The 22278-nt window shown below is 28.2% G+C and carries 18 protein-coding genes and 2 riboswitches; of the genes, 14 read left to right on the top strand and 4 right to left on the bottom strand.

The window, feature by feature from the left end:
* Window positions 1-74 precede the first annotated feature (74 nt).
* The 4 genes from IC758_RS15485 to IC758_RS15470 all read left to right on the top strand — a co-directional run bounded on the left by IC758_RS15485 (window position 75) and on the right by IC758_RS15470 (window position 7338).
* Complete coding sequence (locus tag IC758_RS15485) at window positions 75-1694, top strand: hypothetical protein (RefSeq protein WP_227835689.1); 1620 nt, start codon at window positions 75-77, stop codon at window positions 1692-1694.
* 233 nt (window positions 1695-1927) lie between these two features.
* Window positions 1928-3106 (top strand): cation diffusion facilitator family transporter, encoded by a 1179-nt coding sequence (locus IC758_RS15480; RefSeq protein WP_227824321.1) that lies wholly within the window; start codon window positions 1928-1930, stop codon window positions 3104-3106.
* Window positions 3107-3226: 120 nt separating this feature from the next.
* Window positions 3227-3312: riboswitch (cyclic di-GMP riboswitch) on the top strand.
* Between the two features lie 116 nt (window positions 3313-3428).
* The gene (locus IC758_RS15475) at window positions 3429-6305 is read left to right on the top strand and encodes an SrtB-anchored collagen-binding adhesin (RefSeq protein ID WP_227860574.1); all 2877 of its coding nucleotides are present in this window, start codon (window positions 3429-3431) and stop codon (window positions 6303-6305) included.
* A 184-nt stretch (window positions 6306-6489) separates the two neighbouring features.
* Window positions 6490-6576: riboswitch (cyclic di-GMP riboswitch) on the top strand.
* A gap of 99 nt (window positions 6577-6675) precedes the next feature.
* Window positions 6676-7338, top strand: coding sequence for an anthrax toxin lethal factor-related metalloendopeptidase (locus tag IC758_RS15470; protein WP_227434400.1), 663 nt, complete (start codon window positions 6676-6678; stop codon window positions 7336-7338).
* Window positions 7339-7433: 95 nt separating this feature from the next.
* Here the strand turns inward: IC758_RS15470 and IC758_RS15465 are convergent, their stop codons facing one another.
* On the bottom strand, window positions 7434-8399 hold the full coding sequence (locus IC758_RS15465; RefSeq protein ID WP_227860573.1) for a DMT family transporter: 966 nt from the start codon (window positions 8397-8399) through the stop codon (window positions 7434-7436).
* Window positions 8400-8565: 166 nt separating this feature from the next.
* Window positions 8566-9756 carry a pyridoxal phosphate-dependent aminotransferase gene (locus IC758_RS15460; RefSeq protein WP_227851168.1) on the bottom strand — a complete coding sequence of 397 codons (1191 nt, stop codon included), beginning with the start codon at window positions 9754-9756 and terminating at the stop codon, window positions 8566-8568.
* Between the two features lie 310 nt (window positions 9757-10066).
* Here IC758_RS15460 and bilQ point away from each other — a divergent pair, with 310 nt between their 5' ends.
* The 6 genes from bilQ (at window position 10067) to IC758_RS15430 (ending at window position 15617) form a co-directional block, all read left to right on the top strand.
* The gene (bilQ, locus tag IC758_RS15455) at window positions 10067-10513 is read left to right on the top strand and encodes a bilirubin utilization transcriptional regulator BilQ (protein ID WP_227434403.1); all 447 of its coding nucleotides are present in this window, start codon (window positions 10067-10069) and stop codon (window positions 10511-10513) included.
* Between the two features lies 1 nt (window position 10514).
* The gene (bilR, locus tag IC758_RS15450) at window positions 10515-11609 is read left to right on the top strand and encodes a bilirubin reductase (protein ID WP_227860572.1); all 1095 of its coding nucleotides are present in this window, start codon (window positions 10515-10517) and stop codon (window positions 11607-11609) included.
* Between the two features lie 77 nt (window positions 11610-11686).
* Complete coding sequence (gene bilS / locus IC758_RS15445) at window positions 11687-12217, top strand: flavodoxin family protein BilS (protein WP_227860571.1); 531 nt, start codon at window positions 11687-11689, stop codon at window positions 12215-12217.
* 209 nt (window positions 12218-12426) lie between these two features.
* A complete protein-coding gene (locus IC758_RS15440) occupies window positions 12427-12699 on the top strand; it encodes a CD3324 family protein (protein ID WP_227434406.1) in 273 nt (90 codons plus the stop codon).
* Between the two features lie 183 nt (window positions 12700-12882).
* Window positions 12883-14442: an ABC-F family ATP-binding cassette domain-containing protein gene (locus tag IC758_RS15435; protein ID WP_227860570.1), complete on the top strand. Its 1560-nt coding sequence runs from the start codon at window positions 12883-12885 to the stop codon at window positions 14440-14442.
* A 371-nt stretch (window positions 14443-14813) separates the two neighbouring features.
* Window positions 14814-15617: a MerR family transcriptional regulator gene (locus IC758_RS15430; protein ID WP_227860569.1), complete on the top strand. Its 804-nt coding sequence runs from the start codon at window positions 14814-14816 to the stop codon at window positions 15615-15617.
* A gap of 331 nt (window positions 15618-15948) precedes the next feature.
* On the opposite strand, the gene IC758_RS15425 is transcribed toward IC758_RS15430, so the two are convergent.
* Window positions 15949-17310 carry a hypothetical protein gene (locus IC758_RS15425; protein ID WP_227860568.1) on the bottom strand — a complete coding sequence of 454 codons (1362 nt, stop codon included), beginning with the start codon at window positions 17308-17310 and terminating at the stop codon, window positions 15949-15951.
* 262 nt (window positions 17311-17572) lie between these two features.
* Here IC758_RS15425 and IC758_RS15420 point away from each other — a divergent pair, with 262 nt between their 5' ends.
* The 3 genes from IC758_RS15420 to IC758_RS15410 are packed head-to-tail and all read left to right on the top strand — an operon-like array spanning window position 17573 to window position 19918.
* On the top strand, window positions 17573-18745 hold the full coding sequence (locus IC758_RS15420; RefSeq protein WP_227860567.1) for a M20 family metallopeptidase: 1173 nt from the start codon (window positions 17573-17575) through the stop codon (window positions 18743-18745).
* 14 nt (window positions 18746-18759) lie between these two features.
* Window positions 18760-19407: a nucleoside recognition domain-containing protein gene (locus tag IC758_RS15415; RefSeq protein WP_227835230.1), complete on the top strand. Its 648-nt coding sequence runs from the start codon at window positions 18760-18762 to the stop codon at window positions 19405-19407.
* A 1-nt stretch (window position 19408) separates the two neighbouring features.
* Window positions 19409-19918 carry a YjiG family protein gene (locus IC758_RS15410; protein WP_227482092.1) on the top strand — a complete coding sequence of 170 codons (510 nt, stop codon included), beginning with the start codon at window positions 19409-19411 and terminating at the stop codon, window positions 19916-19918.
* 227 nt (window positions 19919-20145) lie between these two features.
* Here the strand turns inward: IC758_RS15410 and IC758_RS15405 are convergent, their stop codons facing one another.
* Window positions 20146-21258 (bottom strand): alanine racemase, encoded by a 1113-nt coding sequence (locus tag IC758_RS15405; protein ID WP_227860566.1) that lies wholly within the window; start codon window positions 21256-21258, stop codon window positions 20146-20148.
* Window positions 21259-21598: 340 nt separating this feature from the next.
* Between IC758_RS15405 and IC758_RS15400 the strand changes: the two genes are divergently transcribed.
* Window positions 21599-22135, top strand: a complete 537-nt coding sequence (locus IC758_RS15400; RefSeq protein WP_227434414.1) for a dihydrofolate reductase family protein — start codon at window positions 21599-21601, stop codon at window positions 22133-22135.
* The last annotated feature ends 143 nt before the right edge of the window (window positions 22136-22278 follow it).

Here is a 22278-nt window from a genome sequence, read left to right as displayed (position 1 = left end):
ATGTTAAGGAATAAATGCAATTAATAAAAATTTAAAAATTTTATCTAAAGGGATATATAGAAAGGAAAATATTTATGAAGTTTAAAAGGTGGGTCAGTATAATTTTATCTATAATAGTTATAAGTGCTCTTCTTGTGGGTTGCACAAATAAATCTAATTCGGATACAGTATCAAATGAAAAAATATCATATGAAATAAATTCAACAAAAAATAGCAATAATAAGGTTGAAACTAATAAATTTAATTTAGGAACATCAGAAATGGTTATAAGAGGTAAATCTATACCATTTAATATGGAAGGAATAATATCAGTACCTGAAAATATAAAAGAAAAAGCACCTGTAGTATTAATCTTTCATGGACAACATGGAGATGGAGAAAATGATTTTGAAGATGGATTTAAATATCTTACTGAGGCTTTGGCAAAAAATGGTATAATAGGAGTATCTATTGATACCTCAGTAAATTATACTTTTAAGTATGGAGAACCAGTGGAAAATGAAAGAATAACTTATTTAGCTCAAACATATATACAAACTTTTAAAGACATAAACGAAGGTAAGAAAAATGGATTTGGGTTATACCTCAAAGATAAAGTTGATTTAAATAGAATTGGTCTTATAGGACATTCTGTAGCAGGTTCAGGGGTAATTAAAATAGCAGAAGACCAAATACAAAAAGGATTCAAAGGGATAAAAGGAATTATATCACTTACACCAGCGTATAATAGCCCGATAGAAAAGTTTCCTGATATACCAACAGCAATAATAGTTTCAGAGTATGATGGAGATGTTGTTCATAGTGGAGATGATATTTTTTATGATATATCTTTAGATAAAAATAGAAAAAGCCCACTGGGTCTAACTTATCTAGTGGGAGGAAATCATAATGCATACAACTCAGTTTTAGGAGAAAAAGAGTTTTCTAAGCCACAGACTACTAATGGAACTTATCCTGAGAAATTAGGACAAGAAGAACATAGAGATTTTTTCTCTAATTATGCAGTTGACTATATGAAATCTATTTTTGAGTTTGATAGTAGTGAATCACCTATCTTCAATAAAAAAGGATTGCCTTATAAAATGTATGGATATCAGACTTTAAATAAAGTTAAATATAGTGAATCTGTAGAATTATTCAATAAAAAGACATTTAAAAATATAAGTTCAAGTAATGTTGATATAAAAGAATTGGTTGAATCAGAGAGATTGAATAAAGATACTGCAAAAATATTTATCAATACTGGAGTGAATGAAGATTTAGACTTGTTACAAGTTGATTGGAAATCTGAAAGTGGAAAAATAGAACTACCTTTAAATAATAATAACTTAGGAGCTTATTCTGCACTAAAGTTTAGATGGGCATTAAACTCTCCTAGTAAATTAAATAATAAAGATAATGTAGTTTCTTTCAAACTTAGCTTAGTTGATTCTAAGGGAAAAGAAAGCAGTATCATTGTAGAAAATGATAAAGTATCTGCTATGAAGTATTTTGAAGGAGAAGTTATAAAAGATGAATATGTAGAAGGGAAGTTTATGGAATTCTGGTCAAGATATACTCCAATAAGTGATACAGTAATACCACTTGAAAAATTTAGAAATATAAATTTATCTAATATAAAGAATGTTACAATTGAATTTGAAAGTCCAGAAACTGGTTCAATTATGTTAAATAAAATAGTTGGTATAAAATAATAAAAGTGGTTCTAGATAAAAGTATAAAGTATCTAGAACCAATTTTATTAGACATTATTAATTTTAGTCAGAGATATAAAACTACTTCATATTAACTATAAGAAAAGAAAATTAAGAATATTTTACTGATATAGAACAAGTTTAAAGAATTTTATATCTAAATTGTGTTATCATGAGTAAAGATATCAAGTTTCGAGTTTATTAATAAAATAAAAGACAGGGAGGTAAGTTTCATGTTCTCAAAAATCCTAGTCAAAACATTTATCAAAGATAGTGAGAATGTTCAAGATAAAGTTGTTAGAAATAAGTATGGTTATGTAGCAGGAATAGTAGGCATAATATCTAATTTAGTTTTATTTATAGTAAAGGTTTCTATAGGTGTACTTACATCAAGTATAGCTATAATGGCTGATGCGTTTAATAATCTTTCTGATATGGCATCTTCAGCAATAACTATGATAGGGTTTAAACTAGCAAGTAAACCAGCTGACAAAGAACATCCTTTTGGGCATGGTAGAATAGAATATCTATCAGCATTAATAGTAGCTTTTATGGTTATGTTGGTTGGACTTCAATTTGTGAAATCGTCTATAGAAAGAATAACAAATCCAGTTCCTATAAAGTTTGAATTAGTACCACTGATACTTTTAATTGCATCTATAATGGTTAAAATATGGTTGAGTCGCTTTAATAAATTTATGGGAAATAAAATTAATTCATCAGCATTAAAAGCAGTGTCATTGGATGCTTTGGGAGATGTATTTACATCAAGTTGTGTAGTTATATCTTTTATTTTGGCTAGATTTACTGATTTACCTATAGATGGATATGTAGGTATTGTAGTATCATTAGTAATACTTTATGCAGGATTTTCTCTTGTAAAAGATACTATAAATCCTCTTCTTGGGGAAGCTCCAGATGAAGAAATGGTCAAATCTATTTTAGAATTATTATTATCTTATGAACATATAATAGGTACACATGATTTAATAATCCATAATTATGGAGTTGGAAGATGCATTGCATCTATACATGCAGAAATTCCAGCGAATATAGATATAATGGAAATTCATGAAATTATAGATACTGCTGAGAGAGAAATATCTGAAAAGTTGGATATATATTTGGTAATTCATATGGACCCTATATGCCTTGATGATGAAGAGGTTATATCATCAAAAAGAGAACTTGAAGAAATACTTAAGAAAAACAGCCTTATAAAATCTATGCATGATTTTAGGATAGTTGGAAAAGGAAGTAAGAAGAATTTAGTCTTTGATATAGTAGTTAATCCTTCTGAATTTTCTAAAGGTATGTCAGAAGAAGATCTAAAAGCAGATATAACAAAACTAGTTAAGGAGATGAATCCTGATTATAATTGTGTAATTGTTGTAGACAAGGATTTTATTTAATGATGATAAAAAAATAAAGGAAAAAAATGTAAAAAATATAGACAATAAAACATAGACATAATATAATGGATATATAACTGTATTTAATTTGAATATAATAATTTTTAATTATTTTTATAAAAAAATTATAGAGACGTTGAAGTATATCCTATTACTGGGCACCTTATGGGTATACAGAGTCAATGGTGCAACCGGCTATGAATATAAATTTTATTTATTTCATAGCTTTTTTTGTATAGTTTTTTGATAAAAAAAGTTAAATTATATTGGGTATTTATGGAATTTTACAAGAGTGTAAATAGATTAGAGGGGAGCAATCTATATGAAGAAAGGAAATAAAAAGGCATTATTAATCAGTTTAATTATGATTTTAAGTATGATAGTTACTACAATATATCCATCTGTATCTTATGCATCAGAATTAGAAGGCAGTGGGTCTATACAAAGCAATTCAAATAATTTACCAACTGGAGATGGAAAACAAGAAGAAAATAAGAAACCAGAACAGACTCCAGAGGGAGATAAGCAAGAAGAAAATAAGAAACCAGAACAGACTCCAGAAGGGGATAAACAAGAAGAAAATAAGAAGCCAGAGCAAACGCCAGAAGGAGATAAGCAAGAAGAAAATAAGAAGCCAGAGCAAACGCCAGAAGGGGATAAACAAGAGGAAAATAAGAAGCCAGAACAGACTCCAGAAGGAGATAAGCAAGAAGAAAATAAGAAGCCAGAGCAAACTCCAGAAGGAGAGAAACCAGAAGAAAACAAGAAACCAGAACAAACTTCGATAGAGGATGAAAATTTACTTAAGACTTTAGAAGAAGAACTTAATGAAGATAATGAAGACCACGGATTTATCGTAAAAATTAATAATGATGCAATAGAAACAGAGTCAATGAAAAAAATTACATTTAATTTAACTTATACTCCAACATCAAAAGGGATAAAAGCAGGTGACTCAATAACTTTTAAGGTTCCAGATGTATTTAATAAAGTTAATTTAGATTATACAAGTGAATGTTTTGATAAAACAGAGAGTAATGGAGAGTATACGCTTACATTTAGAGAATTACCTAATGGTCAAAGTGTAATGCAAGGAAAAATTGGATTAGAAGCATATGTGAATAAAGTTAATGAAGAAACAAGTGCCAAAATTCATATTGAAACTACTGGAAAGATAGAAAGTGGAAATGGAGATGTGGATATAGAAATAAAACCTGGCGATAAAGAAGACATTGAAGAAGCTAAAGGAACACTTAAGAAGCTTGTTGAAGGAAGAGAGTCAACTACTGTATTTATGCCAGTTAAAAATAAAGATGTAAATTATACTATACAAGTAAATGAAAAAGAAGAAGAATTAAAAGATATTACTTTATATGACGAACTCCCTGAAGGAATGACATTAATAAAAGATTCTGTAAGTATAGTAGCAAGCAATGGAAAAGAAGTAAGTGATTTTAATATTGAACAAGGTGAAAATTCTATTTCAGTTACTTTTGGAGATATAGATAAAGCGTATACTGTTAAGTATAAGGCTAGAATTAGTGATGAAAATGCAAAACATGGTAACAAATATAAGAATATAGCTAGATTAGAATCTGCAGGTAATAAAGTTCAAGAAGATGATGCTATTGTAAGTATATTTGATAGAGGAAATGATTATCTTTTGACTAAGGGGCATTCAGGAGCAACAAATATTACTCAAGTAGGTCAAGTAATCAACTATCAGATTTCAATAAATGATGATAAATCACCAGTAAGTAATGTGGTTATAACAGATAATATACCAGAAGGTATGAGATTAACTACTGCTGGAGAAGCTGGGCATGATTTTAGAGTTGTAGAAGTTCCAATGAATGGTGGCTGGACTCCTTGGAGTAAAGAAAAAATTGCAAATAATATTTCATATAAAACAGAAGAAAAAAGAAATGAAAGTGGGCAAGTAGAAAAAGTTATAACTGGATTTACAATTAATCTTAGTGAGGAAGAAGTAGAATCAAAGTTCTTTATAGCATATACATTAAAAGTTATTAGTATTGAAGATAGTTATACAAATAGAGCTGTTCTTGATGCGAATAATAGTCAAGTAGATAAAAGAGATGAGATAAGTTTTAAGAAGAACTCTGGATTAATAAGTGCCAAAAAAGAGGTTGATAAAAAGGTATTAGATGGAAATGATAACCAAATAGTTAAGTATAAAATAAACATGTCAACTTATGGTGTTTATGATGCAGGGCAAGTAAATATTTTAGATGAAGTAAATCCAAAATTAAAAATATCTAATATAAAATACTCTGATAATCTTGAACTTAAAAAAGAAGCTGAAGATGGAAAAAATACTATAAGATTAGTAAATAAATATGAATTTAAGCAAATAAAAGAAGGTGAACCTGTACAAGGTTGGGTTACATTTGATGCAGATTTTACAGATGTAAAAGTAGGGGAGACTATACAAAATGTAGCTCAGATTAATGGTTCAAGTCCTCCTGGTGTAGAAACTACTAAACAAGGATATGCTTTTGAAGCTAAGAAGGTAGACAGTTCAGATAAAAGTGCTCTTGAAGGTGCAAAATTTAATTTGGAAAATACCTTTGGAATAGTAGTAGTTAAGGATTTAGTTAGTAATGAAGATGGTATAATTGAATCTAGTGTCAAAAATCCAGGAACATATTATTTAGTGGAGACAATGGCTCCAAGTGGATATGAAAAATTAAAGGGTAAAATAAAGGTGGAAATTGATAGAAAAAATATTGGTAAAATTGTTGATATTGGGAATATAGAAAATGTAAAACAAGAAAATATTCCAGTAAATCCATCAGTACCACCAGGTACAGATGAACCAACAGTGAATCCACCAGTGCCACCAAGTACAGATAAGCCAAGTAAACCATCAAGACCATCTGATACAGAGGAAGCAACAATAAATCCACCAATACCACAATCAGAAAACGTGGTAAATCCACCAATACCACCATCAGAAGATGTAATAGAAAAGCCTGTTAAACAAATTGTTCCAATACCAGAAGTAGTAAACCCACCAGTGCCACAGGAAAAGAATAATACAGTAAAAGATAATACTGTAGTAAATCCACCAGTGCCACCAAAGACAGGTGATAGTACTACAATTACTGTAGAAATACTTTTAGGATTAGGAGCTATTGTAGGACTTATTATATTGAGAAGAAAGAAAAACATCAATTAGACCCTAACATTATAAAAATATAAGTAATATTAAAAAATATCTTCTAAAACAATATTTTCAAGTGAGAATATTGTTAGAAGATATTTTTTTTTGGAGTATTATGTAAAAAAACAATCGTTTTTTAGAAGAAAAATCCAAAAAACTATAGACAAAGAGACAGATATAAGATATAATATAAATATAAAATTAAACGAGGCAAAACTAGGGAAACCTAGTCACGCAAAGCTATAGGGGCTAAAGTTTAAATAAACTACGCCAGCCAGTTGCCGAAAAGAGTAAAAATTTCTTTTTGTATATACAAAGATACTCTTGGGTATCTTTTTTATTTTGAAATTTATTACTCCCGGCCTAACTCAAAGGAGGGAATAATATGAAACCAAGTAAAAAATTATTAATCGCTATAATATCAATATTTTTAATAAGTTCAGTTCCAGTAAGTGCACATGCAGATAGTGCAACTTTAAAAAACAATAAAGAAACACTTAGTGAAATAGTGGTTCTTCCAAATGGAAATTACGATAAAAAAGAAGCTAATGCTATGATAAATAGACTTGCTAATATAGATGGAAAATATTTAAATGTATTAAAACAAGATAACTTAAAAATAAAATTATTAAGTGGAAAATTAACAGATGAAAAAGAATATGCTTATTTAAAAGGTGTAGTTCCTAAGGGATGGGAAAATACTGGTAAAACTTGGGATGATGTTCCTGGTTTAGGTGGAAGTACAGTAGCTCTTAGAATAGGATTTAGTAACAAAGGTAAAGGTCATGATGCAATAAACTTAGAATTACATGAAACAGCACACGCAGTAGACCATCTTGCATTAAATGATATTTCTAAATCAGCACAATTTAAACAAATATTTGCTAAAGAAGGGCGTTCTTTAGGAAATGTAAATTATTTAGGTGTATATCCAGAAGAATTCTTTGCTGAGGCATTTGCATATTACTACTTAAATCAAGACACAAATAGTAAATTAAAAGCAGCTTGTCCACAAACTTATAGCTTTTTACAAAACTTAGCAAAATAGAAAATTTATATAAAAAAATTAAGAGATGCTAGTATGCTAGCATCTCTTTTATATTGCGTGAAAAACTAATTAATTTAATCTTATGTATATATTTATTACTGACTTTTATATAATGACTCAATATGTTTATTATGAGATTGAGTTATTATTGTAGGTATAATAGAAACTATTGAACCAATTACTATCAATAGAATTCCTATAATCATATTAATAGGAATAAATTCTTTAAGAATTAGTAATGCCAGTATTGGAGATATTACTGGCTTAAAGAAAAATACTAAAGATGTAAGGCTAGTAGATGTAGCTTCCATTGCCATAAAATAAAGTGCATAACCAACACCTGTAACAAATACAAATACGTAAATCATAGTAGGTATGTTGTGTAAGGTATAACCACTAAAAATAGGTATATTTGCAAATACATGTAGTCCTTTTTTATTTAATATATTTGATATAAAATTAATCTTAGTAAGTAGAACCAATACAAGCATTTCTAAACTACCAAATATAAAGCTGAAACAAGTCACAACTATTCCACCAAATTTTAACGTTTTTCTTTTACCAAAAACAGTGTACATTGAAAAAATAATGGCAGAAGATAGTGTTAAGAATATACCACTAAAAGTTAATTTTGTGTGCAGTGGATTTATAATAACTATAATTCCAAGGACTTCTAATATAAGTGAAATTATATTGTGCCTATAGATTTTTTCCTTTAGAATCAAATAAGCTAGAAGCATAACAAATACTGGATTACAACTAAATAAGACAGCAACTACAGATGTTTTTGTGTTTAGTACAGCTAACTGGTACAATGACATACTTACTACAACACACATAAAACCTAAAAAAGCAAAGTATTTTAAATCTGATTTTGTAATAGAAAGACTAAGGGATTTTAATCTTTTTATAGCAAAAGGTAATAAGACTAAGCCACCAACAAAAAATCTTGATAAGGTTATTTGTATGGGATTAAAGTCATTAGTAACTGTCTTTAGACTAATTTCCATTGAACTAAAAAATAGGGTAGTTAGTATTATATAAACATAACCTTTTTTCAAATCAAACACCTCCTTGTAATTTATACTAGTACTATAAGCTACAATATTCAAGTACATTGGTATAAAATGGTATATAAATATAAGCTATAAAATTATAAGCTACCTTAATATAGAATATAAAATTCTACACTAAGGTAGCTAATTATTTGTAATTATATTTATTTAATTATTTTAAATTGTACAATTTAGATAATTTTTCAAATGCTGGTAGAGAACTCTTAACTTTATCGTAAGATACACAGTATGATACTCTAAAGTGTCCTGGGCAACCAAAAGAAGAACCTGGAACCAATAGTAAATTAAATTGTTTAGCATCAGCACAGAATTTTTTATCATCTTCAATTGGAGCTTTTGGGAATAAATAGAATGTACCACTAGGTTTAACACAAGAAAATCCCATTTCTATTAAGCTATTATATAAAAGGTCAAAGTTCTTTTTGTAAATATTTACATCAACTTCTGCATCTAAGCTTCTTGCAATAACTCTTTGGAAAAGAGAAGGAGCATTTACAAATCCAAGTATTCTATTTGCAACATTTAATGAAGACATAACATCATCAAAATCATCCATTTCTCCATTAGCCACAATATATCCTATACGTTCACCAGGTAGAGACAATGATTTACTATAAGAGTATCCTATAAATGAATTTTTATAGTATTTTAATATACAAGGAACTTTAGCATCATCATAAATTATTTCTCTATATGGTTCATCAGAAATTAAATATATATTTGTATTAAATTCTTTTTGTTTTGTATCTAGTAATTCTCCAAGGTTTTTTAGCAATTCTTCAGAATAAATAACACCAGTAGGATTGTTTGGAGTGTTTATTATTAGAGCTCTTGTCTTTGGAGTAATAGCATTTTTTAGAGCATATAAATCTGGTTCAAAAGTTTCTATATTTGTAGGGACTTCGATTAGTTTTCCATCATAGTTTTCTGTATAATTTTTATATTCACCAAAATATGGTGCAAAAGCAATAACTTCGTCATCAGGATTTAAAAGAGTTTTTAAAATGATATTTAGCCCACCAGCAGCTCCACAAGTCATAACTAAGTTATCTCTTGTAAGGTTTAATCCATTTTTTTTATTTATGTGGCTGGCAATAGCATCTCTTACATCTTCATATCCTGAGTTGTTCATATATCCATGAACTAGATTTGGAGATTCTTCATTTAAAATATCGCTTATAACTGCTTTAATAGTTTCTGGAGGCTCAACACTTGGATTTCCTATACTAAAATCAAAAACATTTTCTTCTCCGTATATATCGGAAAGTTTTTTTCCCTCTTCAAACATGGCTCTTATAACAGAGCTGTTTGCAACTAAAGTTTGCATTTTATTAGATATCATATGTAACACTCCCTTTTATAGATTTATATTGCTTATGTATATATTACCATATTTTTACTGAATTTAGACAATTTTCGAAAAATTATTTGCTTGAAAATATAAACTTTTATATAAAATATATTTATGTATGATGTATATAAAAAATTACAAATTCTAACTAAAGAAGAATTATATTTTATGATAATTTTATAAGGTAGTATAAAAATATACAGTTATAAGGCAAAATATTCTTGACTGTATCAAGTATTTAATATAATATAGTTGATATAGTCAAATATATTATATTAGAATTATAGAGGGGAAATTAAAAATGGATTTTAAAAATTTACAGAATGAGAGTTTATCGTATATTATTTGTTATTTACAAAGGAACTTTAAACTTTATTGTGAAAAATGTCTAAAGCCATATAAGCTTACGAATGGTCTATATTTTTATTTAATTTATATCAATAAGAATAGGAATTGTTCTTTGAATGATATTTCGACGGAATTCGAGGTGGATAAAGCTCATACTACAAGAACTATCTCTAGATTAGAACAAGATGGTTACATAGAAAAGATTCAAAACCCTAATGATAGTAGAGCTTTTCAATTGAGAGTAACAGATAAGGGTGAAGAAGTACTGGGAGATATAAAAAACATATTTTCAAAGTGGGATAGTAATATAAAAAAAGAGTTTTTGGATGAAGAATACAAAGAATTAGTAAAGAAATTACATACAGTAAAAGATATAAAGGCAACAGTGGAGGAAGAATAGGATGTATAGCAACTTATTAAAGTCAATTAAAATTGGAAACTTAGAATTAAAAAATAGAGTATCTTTTGCACCTACAAGTATGGGTCTTAATCTGGAAGAACGAATTAACAAGCTTTGTAAAATTGCTAAATCAGGAGTAGCTTTAATTACTATAGGAGATGTATCAGTTAGACCTAGTTTTCATAAAATGGCTCTAAGCTTATCCAATGAAGATGGAATTAGAGAGTATAAAAAAATTGTAGATGCAATACATGATTCAGGGGCGAAAGTTTCAGCACAAATATTTTGTTCAGATTATGACATAAATTTAATCAGAAATACTATGAAATCGGGAATTACTTCACATGACGAAATAAAAAAAATTATGGATGATGGAGTAAAGGATTATGTAACAAATATGAAAAAAGAAGAAATAAAAAATATTATAGAGTTGTTTAGAGTAACAGCATTGAATGCAAAAAAAGCAGGATTTGATATGATTCAAATTCATGGAGATAGACTTATAGGAAGCTTTTCATCCAGTATATACAACAGTAGAACTGATGAATATGGTGGAAGTTATGATAATAGAAGTAGATTTGCAAGTGAAATAATTAGTAGTATTCGTAATAATATAAAGGATGTTCCAATAGACTATAAACTTGCAATTAGACAAGAAAATCCTCATTATGGCAATGCAGGAGTTTTATTTTCTGAAGTAGAGCATTTTGTAAAAAAATTTGAATCACTTGGGGTAAATAGTTTTCATGTAACATTAGCAAATCATTCCAAATTAGAAGATACCATACCAGTTAATAATCATCCTTATTTTAAAGATGAAGGATGCTTTTTGTATTTAGCTGATGAAGTTAAAAAACACACAAACCTTCCAGTTTGTGGTGTTGGGAAGCTATCTAGTCCAGACTTCATAGAAAGTGTTATATCAAATAACAGAGTAGATATGGTTGCTATGTCGAGACAACTATTGGCAGACAGTGATTGGTTGCAGAAAGTAAGAGAGGAAAGAGTAGATGATATCAAGAAGTGTTGCTACTGCAATAAAAAATGTGCAGATGCATTACAGACACATTCTCAATTTGGTTGTATATTAGATTAATAAAATCTTATAGTAATTGAAAACTTAATGGTATTAAGAAATTTTAGATAAATAATTAACATATAGGAGGATATATCATGAAAAGTTTAATTTTATATTCAAGTTTAACTGGAAATACTAAAAAAATTGCTCAATCTATATATGATACAATGCAAGGCGAAAAAGAAATTAAAAATATCAGTGAAGTAACTGATAATAATGTTGACTATGAAAAATATGATATAATATTCTTGGGATATTGGGTAGATAAGGGTATTTGTGATAAAAATTCAAAACTAGTCTTTGAAAATATTCACAACAAAAAGCTAGCTTTATTTGGAACAATGGGAGCAAATACAAAGGGTAACTATGGAATTAACATTATGGACAAAGTGAAAGATGTCTTTTCGAAAGATAATGAAATAGTTGGGTCATTTATATGCCAAGGAAAGATTGCAGAAGGTTTAAAGGTAAAATATGAAGAAATGCTAAAGCTTCATCCTGAAAATGAACATATTCGTGAGCAATTAAAAGGTCATGAAGAGTCTCAAAGTCATCCAGATGAGCAAGATGTATCTGAAGCTGTTAGATTTACAAAAGATATAATGGCTAAAGTTAGTGATATGTAATAGTTTAAATTAGATAGAAAGGGAGTTTGCAATATGAAAGAGAGTAACGATATTATAATTTCAGTTGGCTCTAAGCAAAGACTGCAAAATACAATTGCAATAAAACTTTGTTTAGAGCCTAATAGATAAAGATAATATTTAGGCTAAATTGTTTTTGTGCAGTCTTTGCTTTTATTTACAATTAAAAATGTAGATGGGAGCAGAGTATTATGAAGTATGAAAAAGCACAAAATATATTGCCAGAAGAGATACTTGAATTAATTCAAGAATATACAGATGGTAGTTATTTATATATACCACGAAAGTCTGAAAATAAAAAAGCTTGGGGCGAAAATAGTGGTTCAAGAAATATCTTGAAAGAAAGAAATAGGGAAATACTTGATAAGTACAATAAAGGTATTTCTGTTAAAGAACTTACAAAAGACTACTATTTAACGGAGCATAGTATAAGACGAATAATCAGAGAAGAAAAAAGTGATTGAAAATAGAATATTAATGTTCTAAAGATAGATTTATATAACAAAAAATTAAGAAGAGACTTTTTAACAAAGTCTCTTTTTTCGTACAAAATTAGTACAGGTTTGTTTATGAACTTGAGGGATAATCTATTTAAATGGTATGATTTTATTGAGGAATTTCTAAATTTTAAGAAGAGGAATAGAACAATGAGTATTTTAAATGTAAATAATATAAGTTATGGATTTGGAGATAGAACATTATTTAAAGACATATCTTTTAGATTGTTAAGAGGAGAGCATGTAGGTCTTGTTGGAAAAAATGGCGAGGGAAAATCTACATTTATGAATATAATAACAGGTCAGCTAATTCCAGATAGTGGTGATATACAATGGAGTAGTAAAGTAAGAGTTGGATATATGGATCAACACACTAAACTAGAAAAAGGTAATACAATAAAAGATATTTTAAGAGAATCTTTTAAGGAACTTTTTTATATGGAAAGTGAAATGAATAGCATATACAGTAAAATGGGAGAAATGAATGAACATGAGATAAATAAGTCTCTTGAAAAAGTTGCAAATATACAAGAATTTTTAAATAACAATGAATTTTACAATATTGATTCAAAGATAGATTCAATTGCCCTAGGTCTTGGGTTTAGACATATTGGACTTGATAGAGATGTTTCAGAATTGAGTGGAGGTCAAAGAACAAAGGTATTATTAGGCAAATTATTGTTAGATAAACCAGATATATTGCTTTTAGATGAACCTACAAACTATTTGGATGAAGAACATATAGAATGGTTAAGAAAATATCTTCAAAATTATGAAAATGCATTCATATTGATATCACATGATTTGGAGTTTTTAAATAGTGTTGTGAATGTGGTGTGTCATCTTGAAAATATGACATTGACAAGATATATTGGTAATTATGAAAATTTTCAAAAGATGTATAAAGAAAACAAGAGAAATTTAAGAATAGCTCAAGAAAAACAAATTAGAGAAATATCAAAGCTAGAAGAATATATTGCAAAAAATAAAGTTAGAGCATCAACCAGTAAGATGGCAAAATCAAGACAGAAAAAATTAGATAAAATAGAAAGAATAAGTATATCAAAGGAAAAAGTAAGACCTCACTTTGACTTTAAAATATCCAAAAAATCTGGGAAAATGATATTTGAAGCTAAGAACTTAGTTATAGGATATGAAACAGCATTAAGTAAACCTATAAATTTAATTATGGAAAGAGGAGAAAAGGTAGCTTTAATAGGTGCAAATGGCATAGGAAAATCAACCTTATTAAAAAGCTTGATTGGAATAAATAAACCAATAAGTGGAAGTATTGAAGTAGGAGAAGAACAAAATGTTGGATATTTTGAACAGGAAGTTAAAGAAATAAGTGATAAAAAACTTATTGATGAGGTGTGGTATGAATTTCCAACATACACAAGATATGAAATAAGAAAAATGCTATCAAGATGTGGTTTAACTAATCAACATATAGAAAGCAAGCTTTCTATATTAAGTGGTGGAGAACAAGCTAAAGTAAGGTTATGTAAACTTATAAATAATCCTAGTAATATATTAATACTAGATGAGCCAACAAACCACTTAGATTCTGAAGCAAAGGAAGAACTAAAAAAAGCTTTAATATCATATGAAGGCAGTATAATTTTAGTCTGCCATGAGCCAGAGTTTTATAATGATATAGTTAATAAAATTTGGGATTGTGAGAAGTGGGCAATTAATTATTTAATATGATAGAAAATCTTATACGACTTGTTATATCTTTTATCAATTTTAATATAAGACAGGCTAATTTGACTTTTGGACTGAGAAAGATATGAAAAGACTAAATTAATAGAAAGGCATGGCATTTATTTGCGATGCCTTTTTTAATAGAATCAAAAAAATGATAAAAATACTTGACTGTAAACCATGTTTATACTGTATCTTATATAATAATCAAGCAGTTTTAGATACACACAAGGAGGAGATTATTACAAAGTGTGGTATTATTGAGAATGGAATATTGGCGAATAAAATAATGAAATAAAACATTAAAGAAGACTTAGAGCAATAAAAAAGAAAGATATTAGGTAATTCAATAAATCGAAAGGTGGTGTTTAAAAATGATAATTAAAGAAGTTGAAGAAAAAACTGGACTAACACGTTCTAATATTCGATTTTATGAGAAAGAAATGCTAATTCAGCCCATTCGTAATGAGAGTAATGGTTATAGAGAGTATTCAGATGAAAATATAGAGGACATCAAAAAAATTGCATATTTACGTACATTAGGGATTTCTATTGATGATATTCGTAATATTATACTTCAGCAAATATCTTTATATGAGATTGTTGAAAAACAGGAACAAGTTCTCAAAACTCAAATATATGATTTGGAAAATGCAAAAACTATGTGTGAAAAAATGCTTAAATTTAATGAACTAAGTTATCTAAATTTAAAAGTAGAAGAATATATAACTGAGATACCAGAATATTGGAATGAAAATAAACATACTTTAAAACTGGACTCTGTAAGTTTCTTATATATGTGGGGAGGAAATATTACATGGGGAATTATAACCATTGCTTGTTTACTGATTGCAATCATAGCATTTCCAAAACTGCCAACTCAAATTCCTGTGCAATGGAATAATGGTATAGCCAATAGTGTAGATAAAAAATTTATTTATGCTTATCCAATTATTTGTGTTGTATTCAGATTTATTTTACGTCCATTTACATGTAGATGGTTACAAATACGAGCTTTCTATAGTGATACTATTGCAGATTATTTGACAAACTTTTTATGCTTTGTAGCTTTATCCGTAGAAGTATTTTCAATATTTTTTGTCTACAATATTGTCAAGAACGTTACAGTTATTCTTTTTGTAGATACCTGTGTATTTATGATTTTATTACTAGTATGATGGAATAAAATATACCAAAAAACAAGCAACTCTCAAAAAATGAGTAAGGAGTGAACTTACTTTCCATAAAGAATTTAGGGTACGTGCTAAGGTACATTTTCCATGTTGATGAAGTAAGATAAAAGCAAAAGCTTACTTTAGCATCATTTGTTTAAATTTTGATAGCGAAATAAAAAAGAATGCCAGAGTTGATAAAAATATAGTGTTTATGAGGATTCTGGCATTTTGTATATTCATATTTAAAAACTTTGCTTATTGAGAATCAGTGGAAAATTATTATTTTTATTGGAAAAGCTAATAATTCAGACTTCAATCTCTACATGTTATCTCTCTACATATTATCTAAAAAAGCTAAGAAATCAACTTTGTATATTTTTCGTGGTCTACCTCTTTGATTATCCAGTTTTGTGTTTACAATAGTTGCAATACCAGCCTTATATAAGATACTTAGGATTCTATTTGCACTTCTAAGAGTTATATTCATATAGTCTGATAATATTTCTGCTGATACATTATTTGAATTTCTATCATTAATCATACTCATAATTTTAGATACATTTACATTAGATAAAGGAATGAAAGAAGCAACTTTATTAGCTATTGAACTTTCTTCCAGGTCATTAGAATTTTTATTTGAATATAAAGGTCCTATTATATTATTAGTGTCATTTACTATAAACGTACAATTTCCACCTAGAGAAGCTGATTTACTATTTGCCTGACGAGCGTTCTGTTCTGCATGAATATTTGTGTTGCCAATTCCCCAACCAATATTTAAGCTATACTTGATTTCTTTTAAGTCTTCTGAAATAAAAAATTCTGTATAATCCTTAGTCATATTATTTAGCATTTCTTTAGTAGTATGTATTTCTATTTTCATGTCATTTTTTTTGACTTGAACTCCATAGAACCCATTTCTTGATAAAGAATTTAAGATAGTATTGTATATTTGATTTTGTATCTCATCATTTTTAAATATTAGGTCATCATTTATATACTCTGAGCTATTTATTGTGACTATACAAGTTGCAGATTTATTTTTATCTAAATTTTTTAATGTTATTTCGTTTATTACAGATTTAAATGTGTTTAAGATTGATTCAGTAGATGGCACCATATAAATACAATCATATCCAAGTCCATTTAATTCACAATTAATTATATAATTTCTAGTAATAGAAAGGTTAATCTTATTATTTTTTAATAAATCTAAGTGTATCTCCAATAATTTATCATTTAATTTTTTAAAGTCATATACAGGTTGAGGAATATTGAAATCTCTAATTGTATATGGACAGTTTTTAGAATCTATCAATGAATAGATGTCATAATAGTTATTATCTTCTCTTAAAAAATCAATAAATGATTTTGTAAAATCAATCTCTCTTTTACTATTTAATAGTTTAAATAAGTATTTATAAAAATCTCTTTCATCAAGCTTTAAGAAACTTAATGGGACCTTTATATCCTCTATATTTATTATAAGCTCACTATATGGAATTAGACCACTACAAACAAATCCATCAAAATTATCTACTTGTTCATTATATATATTTGGCAAATTACTAAAAGGATTTTCGCCTTTTAGTTCAATGTATGTAATTTCGCAAATATCTTTTAATTCTTCGAGAGCTTGTTTAAAGTTATCTGCCATAAAATAAGATGTTGTTAAAAAGCCAATCTTATATTTCATAAAACCTCCTTTAAAATTTCGAAAGTATTGTAACTAATTATCAATTTATAACCTCATTTTATAATAGTAGATAAAAAGCGTCAATTTATTTTACAAAGTAAAAATTAAAAGAAAAATCAGAAAATAAAAAATATACTGAAAAATGTTGACTGATGAAAATGATTGTGTTATTTTGTAATTAAGGACTAGTCTTTTAAAATTTCCTAAAGTATAAACTCAGCTTTTAGGAAAAAAATTTTATTCAAAAATAAAGGAGATTATTATGATTACATATTTAAAGGAGATTTCTAAATTTGTTGACGAGAATAGAGAAGAAATAATTTCACTGTGGAAAGAGATTGTTAATATTGAAAGCTATACAAACTGTAAAGAGAGTGTAAATAAATTGGCTGATAGATTAAAATGTGAGTTTGAAAAAGAAGGATTAGATTGTGATTTAATAGATGCTGGAAATAATGGCAGTACATTAATAGGTACACTTGGTTCTAACAGAAATAAGAAACCAATAATTTTTTCAGGGCATATGGATACTGTCTTTGAAATAGGTACATTTGGAGAAAATCCATTTAAAATAATGGAAGGAAAAGCATATGGGCCAGGTGTGTTAGATATGAAAGGTGGAATAGTAATTTCTTTATATGTTATCAAAGCTTTAAATAAGATAGGATACAAAGATAGACCAATAAAAATAGTCTTTTCAGGTGATGAAGAGATAGGACATAAGGATTCAAATGGAGGAGACATTATATTAAAAGAAGCAAAAGGTGGTCTATGTGCATTCAATATGGAAACTGGGTTGGTAGATAATAGCTTATGTGTAGGTAGAAAAGGAAGAATCGGGTGTAATATAAATGTAAAAGGTGTAGAAACACATGCAGGAAATGATTTTGAAGGTGGAAGAAATGCAATAGAAGAAATGGCTAATAAGATATTACAAATACAAAAATTGACTAATCTTGAAGTTGGGACTACAGCAAGTGTAAGTATAATTAAAGGAGGAAGAGTATCAAATTCTATTCCTGAAGATTGTAGTATAGAAGTAGACCTTAGATTTGAAAAAGTAGAAGAAATGGAGAATGTTAAAAAAAGAATTCAAGAAATATGTGAAGATACTTACATAGAAGGAACCTCTACATATGTTGATTTTATAAGTGAAATGATGCCATTTGAAACTACAGAGGATGTTATGAAGTTTCACAAATTTGTAAATACAGTATCAAAAGAAAATGGGTTTGGTGAAATAAATTCTAAGAGACTTGGAGGAAGTTCAGATGCTAGCTATTTAACTATTGCAAACGTTCCTGCGATATGTTCTTTTGGAGTAAAGGGAGAATGGAATCATACATCAAGAGAATATGCATTAGTAGATTCTATGTTTGAAAGGGTAAAATTGATTTCTACGATTGTTTTAAATTTAGATAAATTTGATATATAAAAGGGGGATTTTATATGGATACAACAGCTGGAGATAATAAGGTAACATGGAAAGGATATATGTCTTTATTTGTATTGATAATACTATTTTCTGGTATTTTTAAGGAGAGTCAAGGATTTCTAAAAGCTTTAGACTTTGCTAACTTAACTGGCTCATTTGGTACTATTTCAGATGGCGTAGACTTTATGGGAAAGGGTGGAACTGGTGCAAAGGATGGTTTTTTATTTGCACTTACTTTAATACCAACTGTGTGTTTTGCTGTAGGACTTATTGATGTAGTTGAATCTATGGGAGGGATGAAAGCTGCATCAAAAATATTTAATCCATTACTTAAACCTTTACTTGGGATACCTGGAATAGCGGGTATAGCATTTGTATCTTCATTTACTAGTTCAGATGTAGCCTCAATAATGACAAAAGAATTATGTGAAAGCGGAGAAATAACGGATGATGAAAGAACTATATTTGTAGCTTATCAATATGCTGGTTCAGCAGTTATATTAAATACAATAAATACTCAAGCTCCACTTTTGCCAATAGCATTATTGGCATTAGGTCCAATAATACTTATAGAGATATTCTGTAAGATACTTGGTGCCAATCTAGTTAGACTAATTATAAATATAAAAAATAAAAAGAATAAAAATAAGGGGGCTGCGTAATATGAGTCAACAAAATACTGGAAGTACAATTGTAAATAGTAAACCAAAAAAAACTGTTGTTGAAACATTTATGGGAGGCGCAAAAAAAGGTTTTTACATAGGTGTTGAACAAATATTGCCAGCCATGATAATGGGGTATGTAATAGTACAATTTCTACAATTGACTGGTCTAGTTGATATTTTAGGAAATGTTTTTGGTCCAGTAATGGGGATTTTTGGACTACCTGGAGAATCAGTCGTAGTTTTGATAGCGGCTTTCTTTGCTAAGGCAGCAGGAGCAGCTACAGCCGCAAATTTATTTGCACAAGGTATAATTACAGCATCACAAGCAACTATTTTGATTATGCCATGTATGTTAATGGGTACTCTAGTTGGTCATTACGCTAGAATAGTTCTTGTAGCTAATACTAGCACTAAGTATAGAATGTTACTATTAGCAGTTCCTATATTTGATGCAGTGGTAGGTATGTTGATAGTTAGAGTTTTACTTACTTTTATGGGATTAATGTAAAAATTAAATAAAACTAACATAATAATGTCATGATGATGTACTAATTAAAAAATGATATGTTAATTAAAAAAGAAGTTTACTAGTATAGTAGTAAACTTCTTTTAGATTTTCTATGTTTTTAGAGTTTTTTTTAAAACTTTCTATGTTTTGTTTTAATATCTTTAAATCAACAATAAATTAAATTCATTTTTAGTTAATATCAATATAAATTTATTATGATTTTATTTTTAAAGTACAATATGTTTTGAATTTTCTCGTATATCTACTTCAATGACTTTTTCTATTGTATCTCCTCTAAAGCCTAGTAAATTACTTGTTAAGTTTGCAGTAGAACAAGAGTGGTTAGGTATGATTCTTATCCTATCACCTATTTTTATATTAGTTTTTCCATTTACTTTAATTTTACCAACTTCTTCTGAAAGTGAATCAATAATAAGTTCTGGATGTCCACAAACTATACCATAGCCAACAATACTACTATTTCCATGAGCACCCTTATCTAGTCCAAGGCATTTACTTCCACAATCAACTAAATAATATCCATCACTATTTTTTGATATTACAGTACATACGACAGTAAGAGCACACATCTTTTCAGTAGCACATCCTAAAGCTATTTGTATAGCATCATAATATACATAGTTTCCAGGTCTTACAGCAGTGATAGTTTTAGAAGTGGCTTCAGTTTCAACTGTTGGAGTGCTTCCAGAAGCTACAATATCTATATTAAATCCATTATCAGTTAATAATTTAGATGCCTTTTCCATAGCAGAATTTTCTTGAACACAAACATCTGGTACACCTTCTGGAGAACTGCAACCGTATACTTGACCTGGATGTGAGCTTATTCCAACAATCTTTATACTTTCTAGTTTTGAAATTTCAATAGCAAGTTCTACTACTTTTTCTGGTTTAACACCAAAACGGTGTAATCCGCAATCTACAATAAGAAGTAGTTTACATTCAATTTTAGCTAGAGAAAAAGCCTTGCTGTAAGCTCTTGCACATTCTATATTATCTGTGGCACATATTAAATTTATTTTTGAAGCCATGGTTACTACCCTATTTATATTTGCATCTCCCATGTAAGGGTAAGCCAACATAATATCTTTAAAGCCAGCATTTATCAAAGCTTCAGCTTCATCAAGAGTTCCAACAAGAAATCCAGTAGCACCTGCATCTTTTTGAAGTTTTGCAATATATGTACTTTTATGAGTTTTAAGCATAGGCCAAAGCTGTTTGTTATTCTTTGTACAAATTTCTTGTATTGTATTTATATTTTCTTCTAACTGGTCTAAATCTAGTAAAAAGCTTGGTGTAGCAATTTCTGAAATTTTCATATTGTTTACCACCTTTCAATAAAAATAAAATCAATCACAGGTCTTAATTTTACGATATTAATAAATATTATGATAAGATTAATTTTATAATATAAATATCTTCTAATTATATTATAGAACCAGTATGAGGTTAGAGCAATATTTATTTAGATTAATTAGAATTTTCAATATATTTATTGGTTATCAAATTATGTAACTATTAAACTGTATATATAATAATGTTTTATTTTTGTGGTTTTACTTAAAACTGTTTGAGTTTTATTTAATAGGGTATTTTAAATAGGTGAAAATTTTATTTCAGCATAAAAAACTTATATTATAAATTTTGGAGGTAGCAAATATGAGAAAAGTGGTACTTTATATTGCAATGAGTTTAGATGGTTATATAGCAGAAGAAGATGGTAGTGTAGCTTTTTTAGATGAAGTAGCTTCAGATTCTCAACAGGAAGATTATAATACTTTTTACGATACAATTGATACAGTTATTATGGGAAATTCAACATATACACAAATAATAAATGAACTAAGCCCAAATGAATGGTTTTATAAAGGGAAAGAATGTTATGTGTATTCAAAGACTACTAGTGGAGTTAATGAAAATGTAAAGTATACCAATTTGGAACCTAAAAAACTAATTGAGCAAATTAGAGCAGAGAAAAATGGGAAAGATATCTGGATAATTGGAGGAAGTGAAATAGTAGAATTATTTACAAAAGATAATCTAATTGATGATTATTTTGTATATGTATTGCCAATAATATTAGGTAGAGGAATTCCATTATTTAAAGCTGGAATACAGAGAACAAACTTAAATCTTAAAAAGGTTAGTAATATAGAACAACTTGTAAAATTAGAATATAGTAAAAAACAAGTATAAAGTATGTGCTGGCTTGTTATCATTTTATAAAATAAAGTATTTAAAAACTTAAATTATATATGAATTGACATTACTTGTCAAATATGGTAACATATAAGCGACTTATCGGAGGGTGTATTAAAAAGAATATGCTGGAGAAGAGA

Source organism: Clostridioides sp. ES-W-0016-02, from assembly GCF_020641035.1.
Classification (GTDB): domain Bacteria; phylum Bacillota; class Clostridia; order Peptostreptococcales; family Peptostreptococcaceae; genus Clostridioides.
This window is presented reverse-complemented; position numbering and strand designations above follow the sequence as displayed.

Excerpts from the sequence above, each read along its gene's own strand:
- IC758_RS15470 (WP_227434400.1), top strand. The coding sequence starts at position 6,676 with ATGAAACCAAGTAAAAAATTATTAATCGCTATAATATCAATATTTTTA.
- IC758_RS15400 (WP_227434414.1), top strand. The coding sequence starts at position 21,599 with ATGAGAAAAGTGGTACTTTATATTGCAATGAGTTTAGATGGTTATATA.
- IC758_RS15440 (WP_227434406.1), top strand. The coding sequence starts at position 12,427 with ATGAAGTATGAAAAAGCACAAAATATATTGCCAGAAGAGATACTTGAA.
- bilQ (WP_227434403.1), top strand. The coding sequence starts at position 10,067 with ATGGATTTTAAAAATTTACAGAATGAGAGTTTATCGTATATTATTTGT.
- bilR (WP_227860572.1), top strand. The coding sequence starts at position 10,515 with ATGTATAGCAACTTATTAAAGTCAATTAAAATTGGAAACTTAGAATTA.
- IC758_RS15410 (WP_227482092.1), top strand. The coding sequence starts at position 19,409 with ATGAGTCAACAAAATACTGGAAGTACAATTGTAAATAGTAAACCAAAA.
- IC758_RS15485 (WP_227835689.1), top strand. The coding sequence starts at position 75 with ATGAAGTTTAAAAGGTGGGTCAGTATAATTTTATCTATAATAGTTATA.
- IC758_RS15425 (WP_227860568.1), bottom strand. The coding sequence starts at position 17,310 with ATGAAATATAAGATTGGCTTTTTAACAACATCTTATTTTATGGCAGAT.
- bilS (WP_227860571.1), top strand. The coding sequence starts at position 11,687 with ATGAAAAGTTTAATTTTATATTCAAGTTTAACTGGAAATACTAAAAAA.
- IC758_RS15420 (WP_227860567.1), top strand. The coding sequence starts at position 17,573 with ATGATTACATATTTAAAGGAGATTTCTAAATTTGTTGACGAGAATAGA.
- IC758_RS15435 (WP_227860570.1), top strand. The coding sequence starts at position 12,883 with ATGAGTATTTTAAATGTAAATAATATAAGTTATGGATTTGGAGATAGA.
- IC758_RS15480 (WP_227824321.1), top strand. The coding sequence starts at position 1,928 with ATGTTCTCAAAAATCCTAGTCAAAACATTTATCAAAGATAGTGAGAAT.
- IC758_RS15415 (WP_227835230.1), top strand. The coding sequence starts at position 18,760 with ATGGATACAACAGCTGGAGATAATAAGGTAACATGGAAAGGATATATG.
- IC758_RS15475 (WP_227860574.1), top strand. The coding sequence starts at position 3,429 with ATGAAGAAAGGAAATAAAAAGGCATTATTAATCAGTTTAATTATGATT.
- IC758_RS15460 (WP_227851168.1), bottom strand. The coding sequence starts at position 9,756 with ATGATATCTAATAAAATGCAAACTTTAGTTGCAAACAGCTCTGTTATA.
- IC758_RS15405 (WP_227860566.1), bottom strand. The coding sequence starts at position 21,258 with ATGAAAATTTCAGAAATTGCTACACCAAGCTTTTTACTAGATTTAGAC.
- IC758_RS15430 (WP_227860569.1), top strand. The coding sequence starts at position 14,814 with ATGATAATTAAAGAAGTTGAAGAAAAAACTGGACTAACACGTTCTAAT.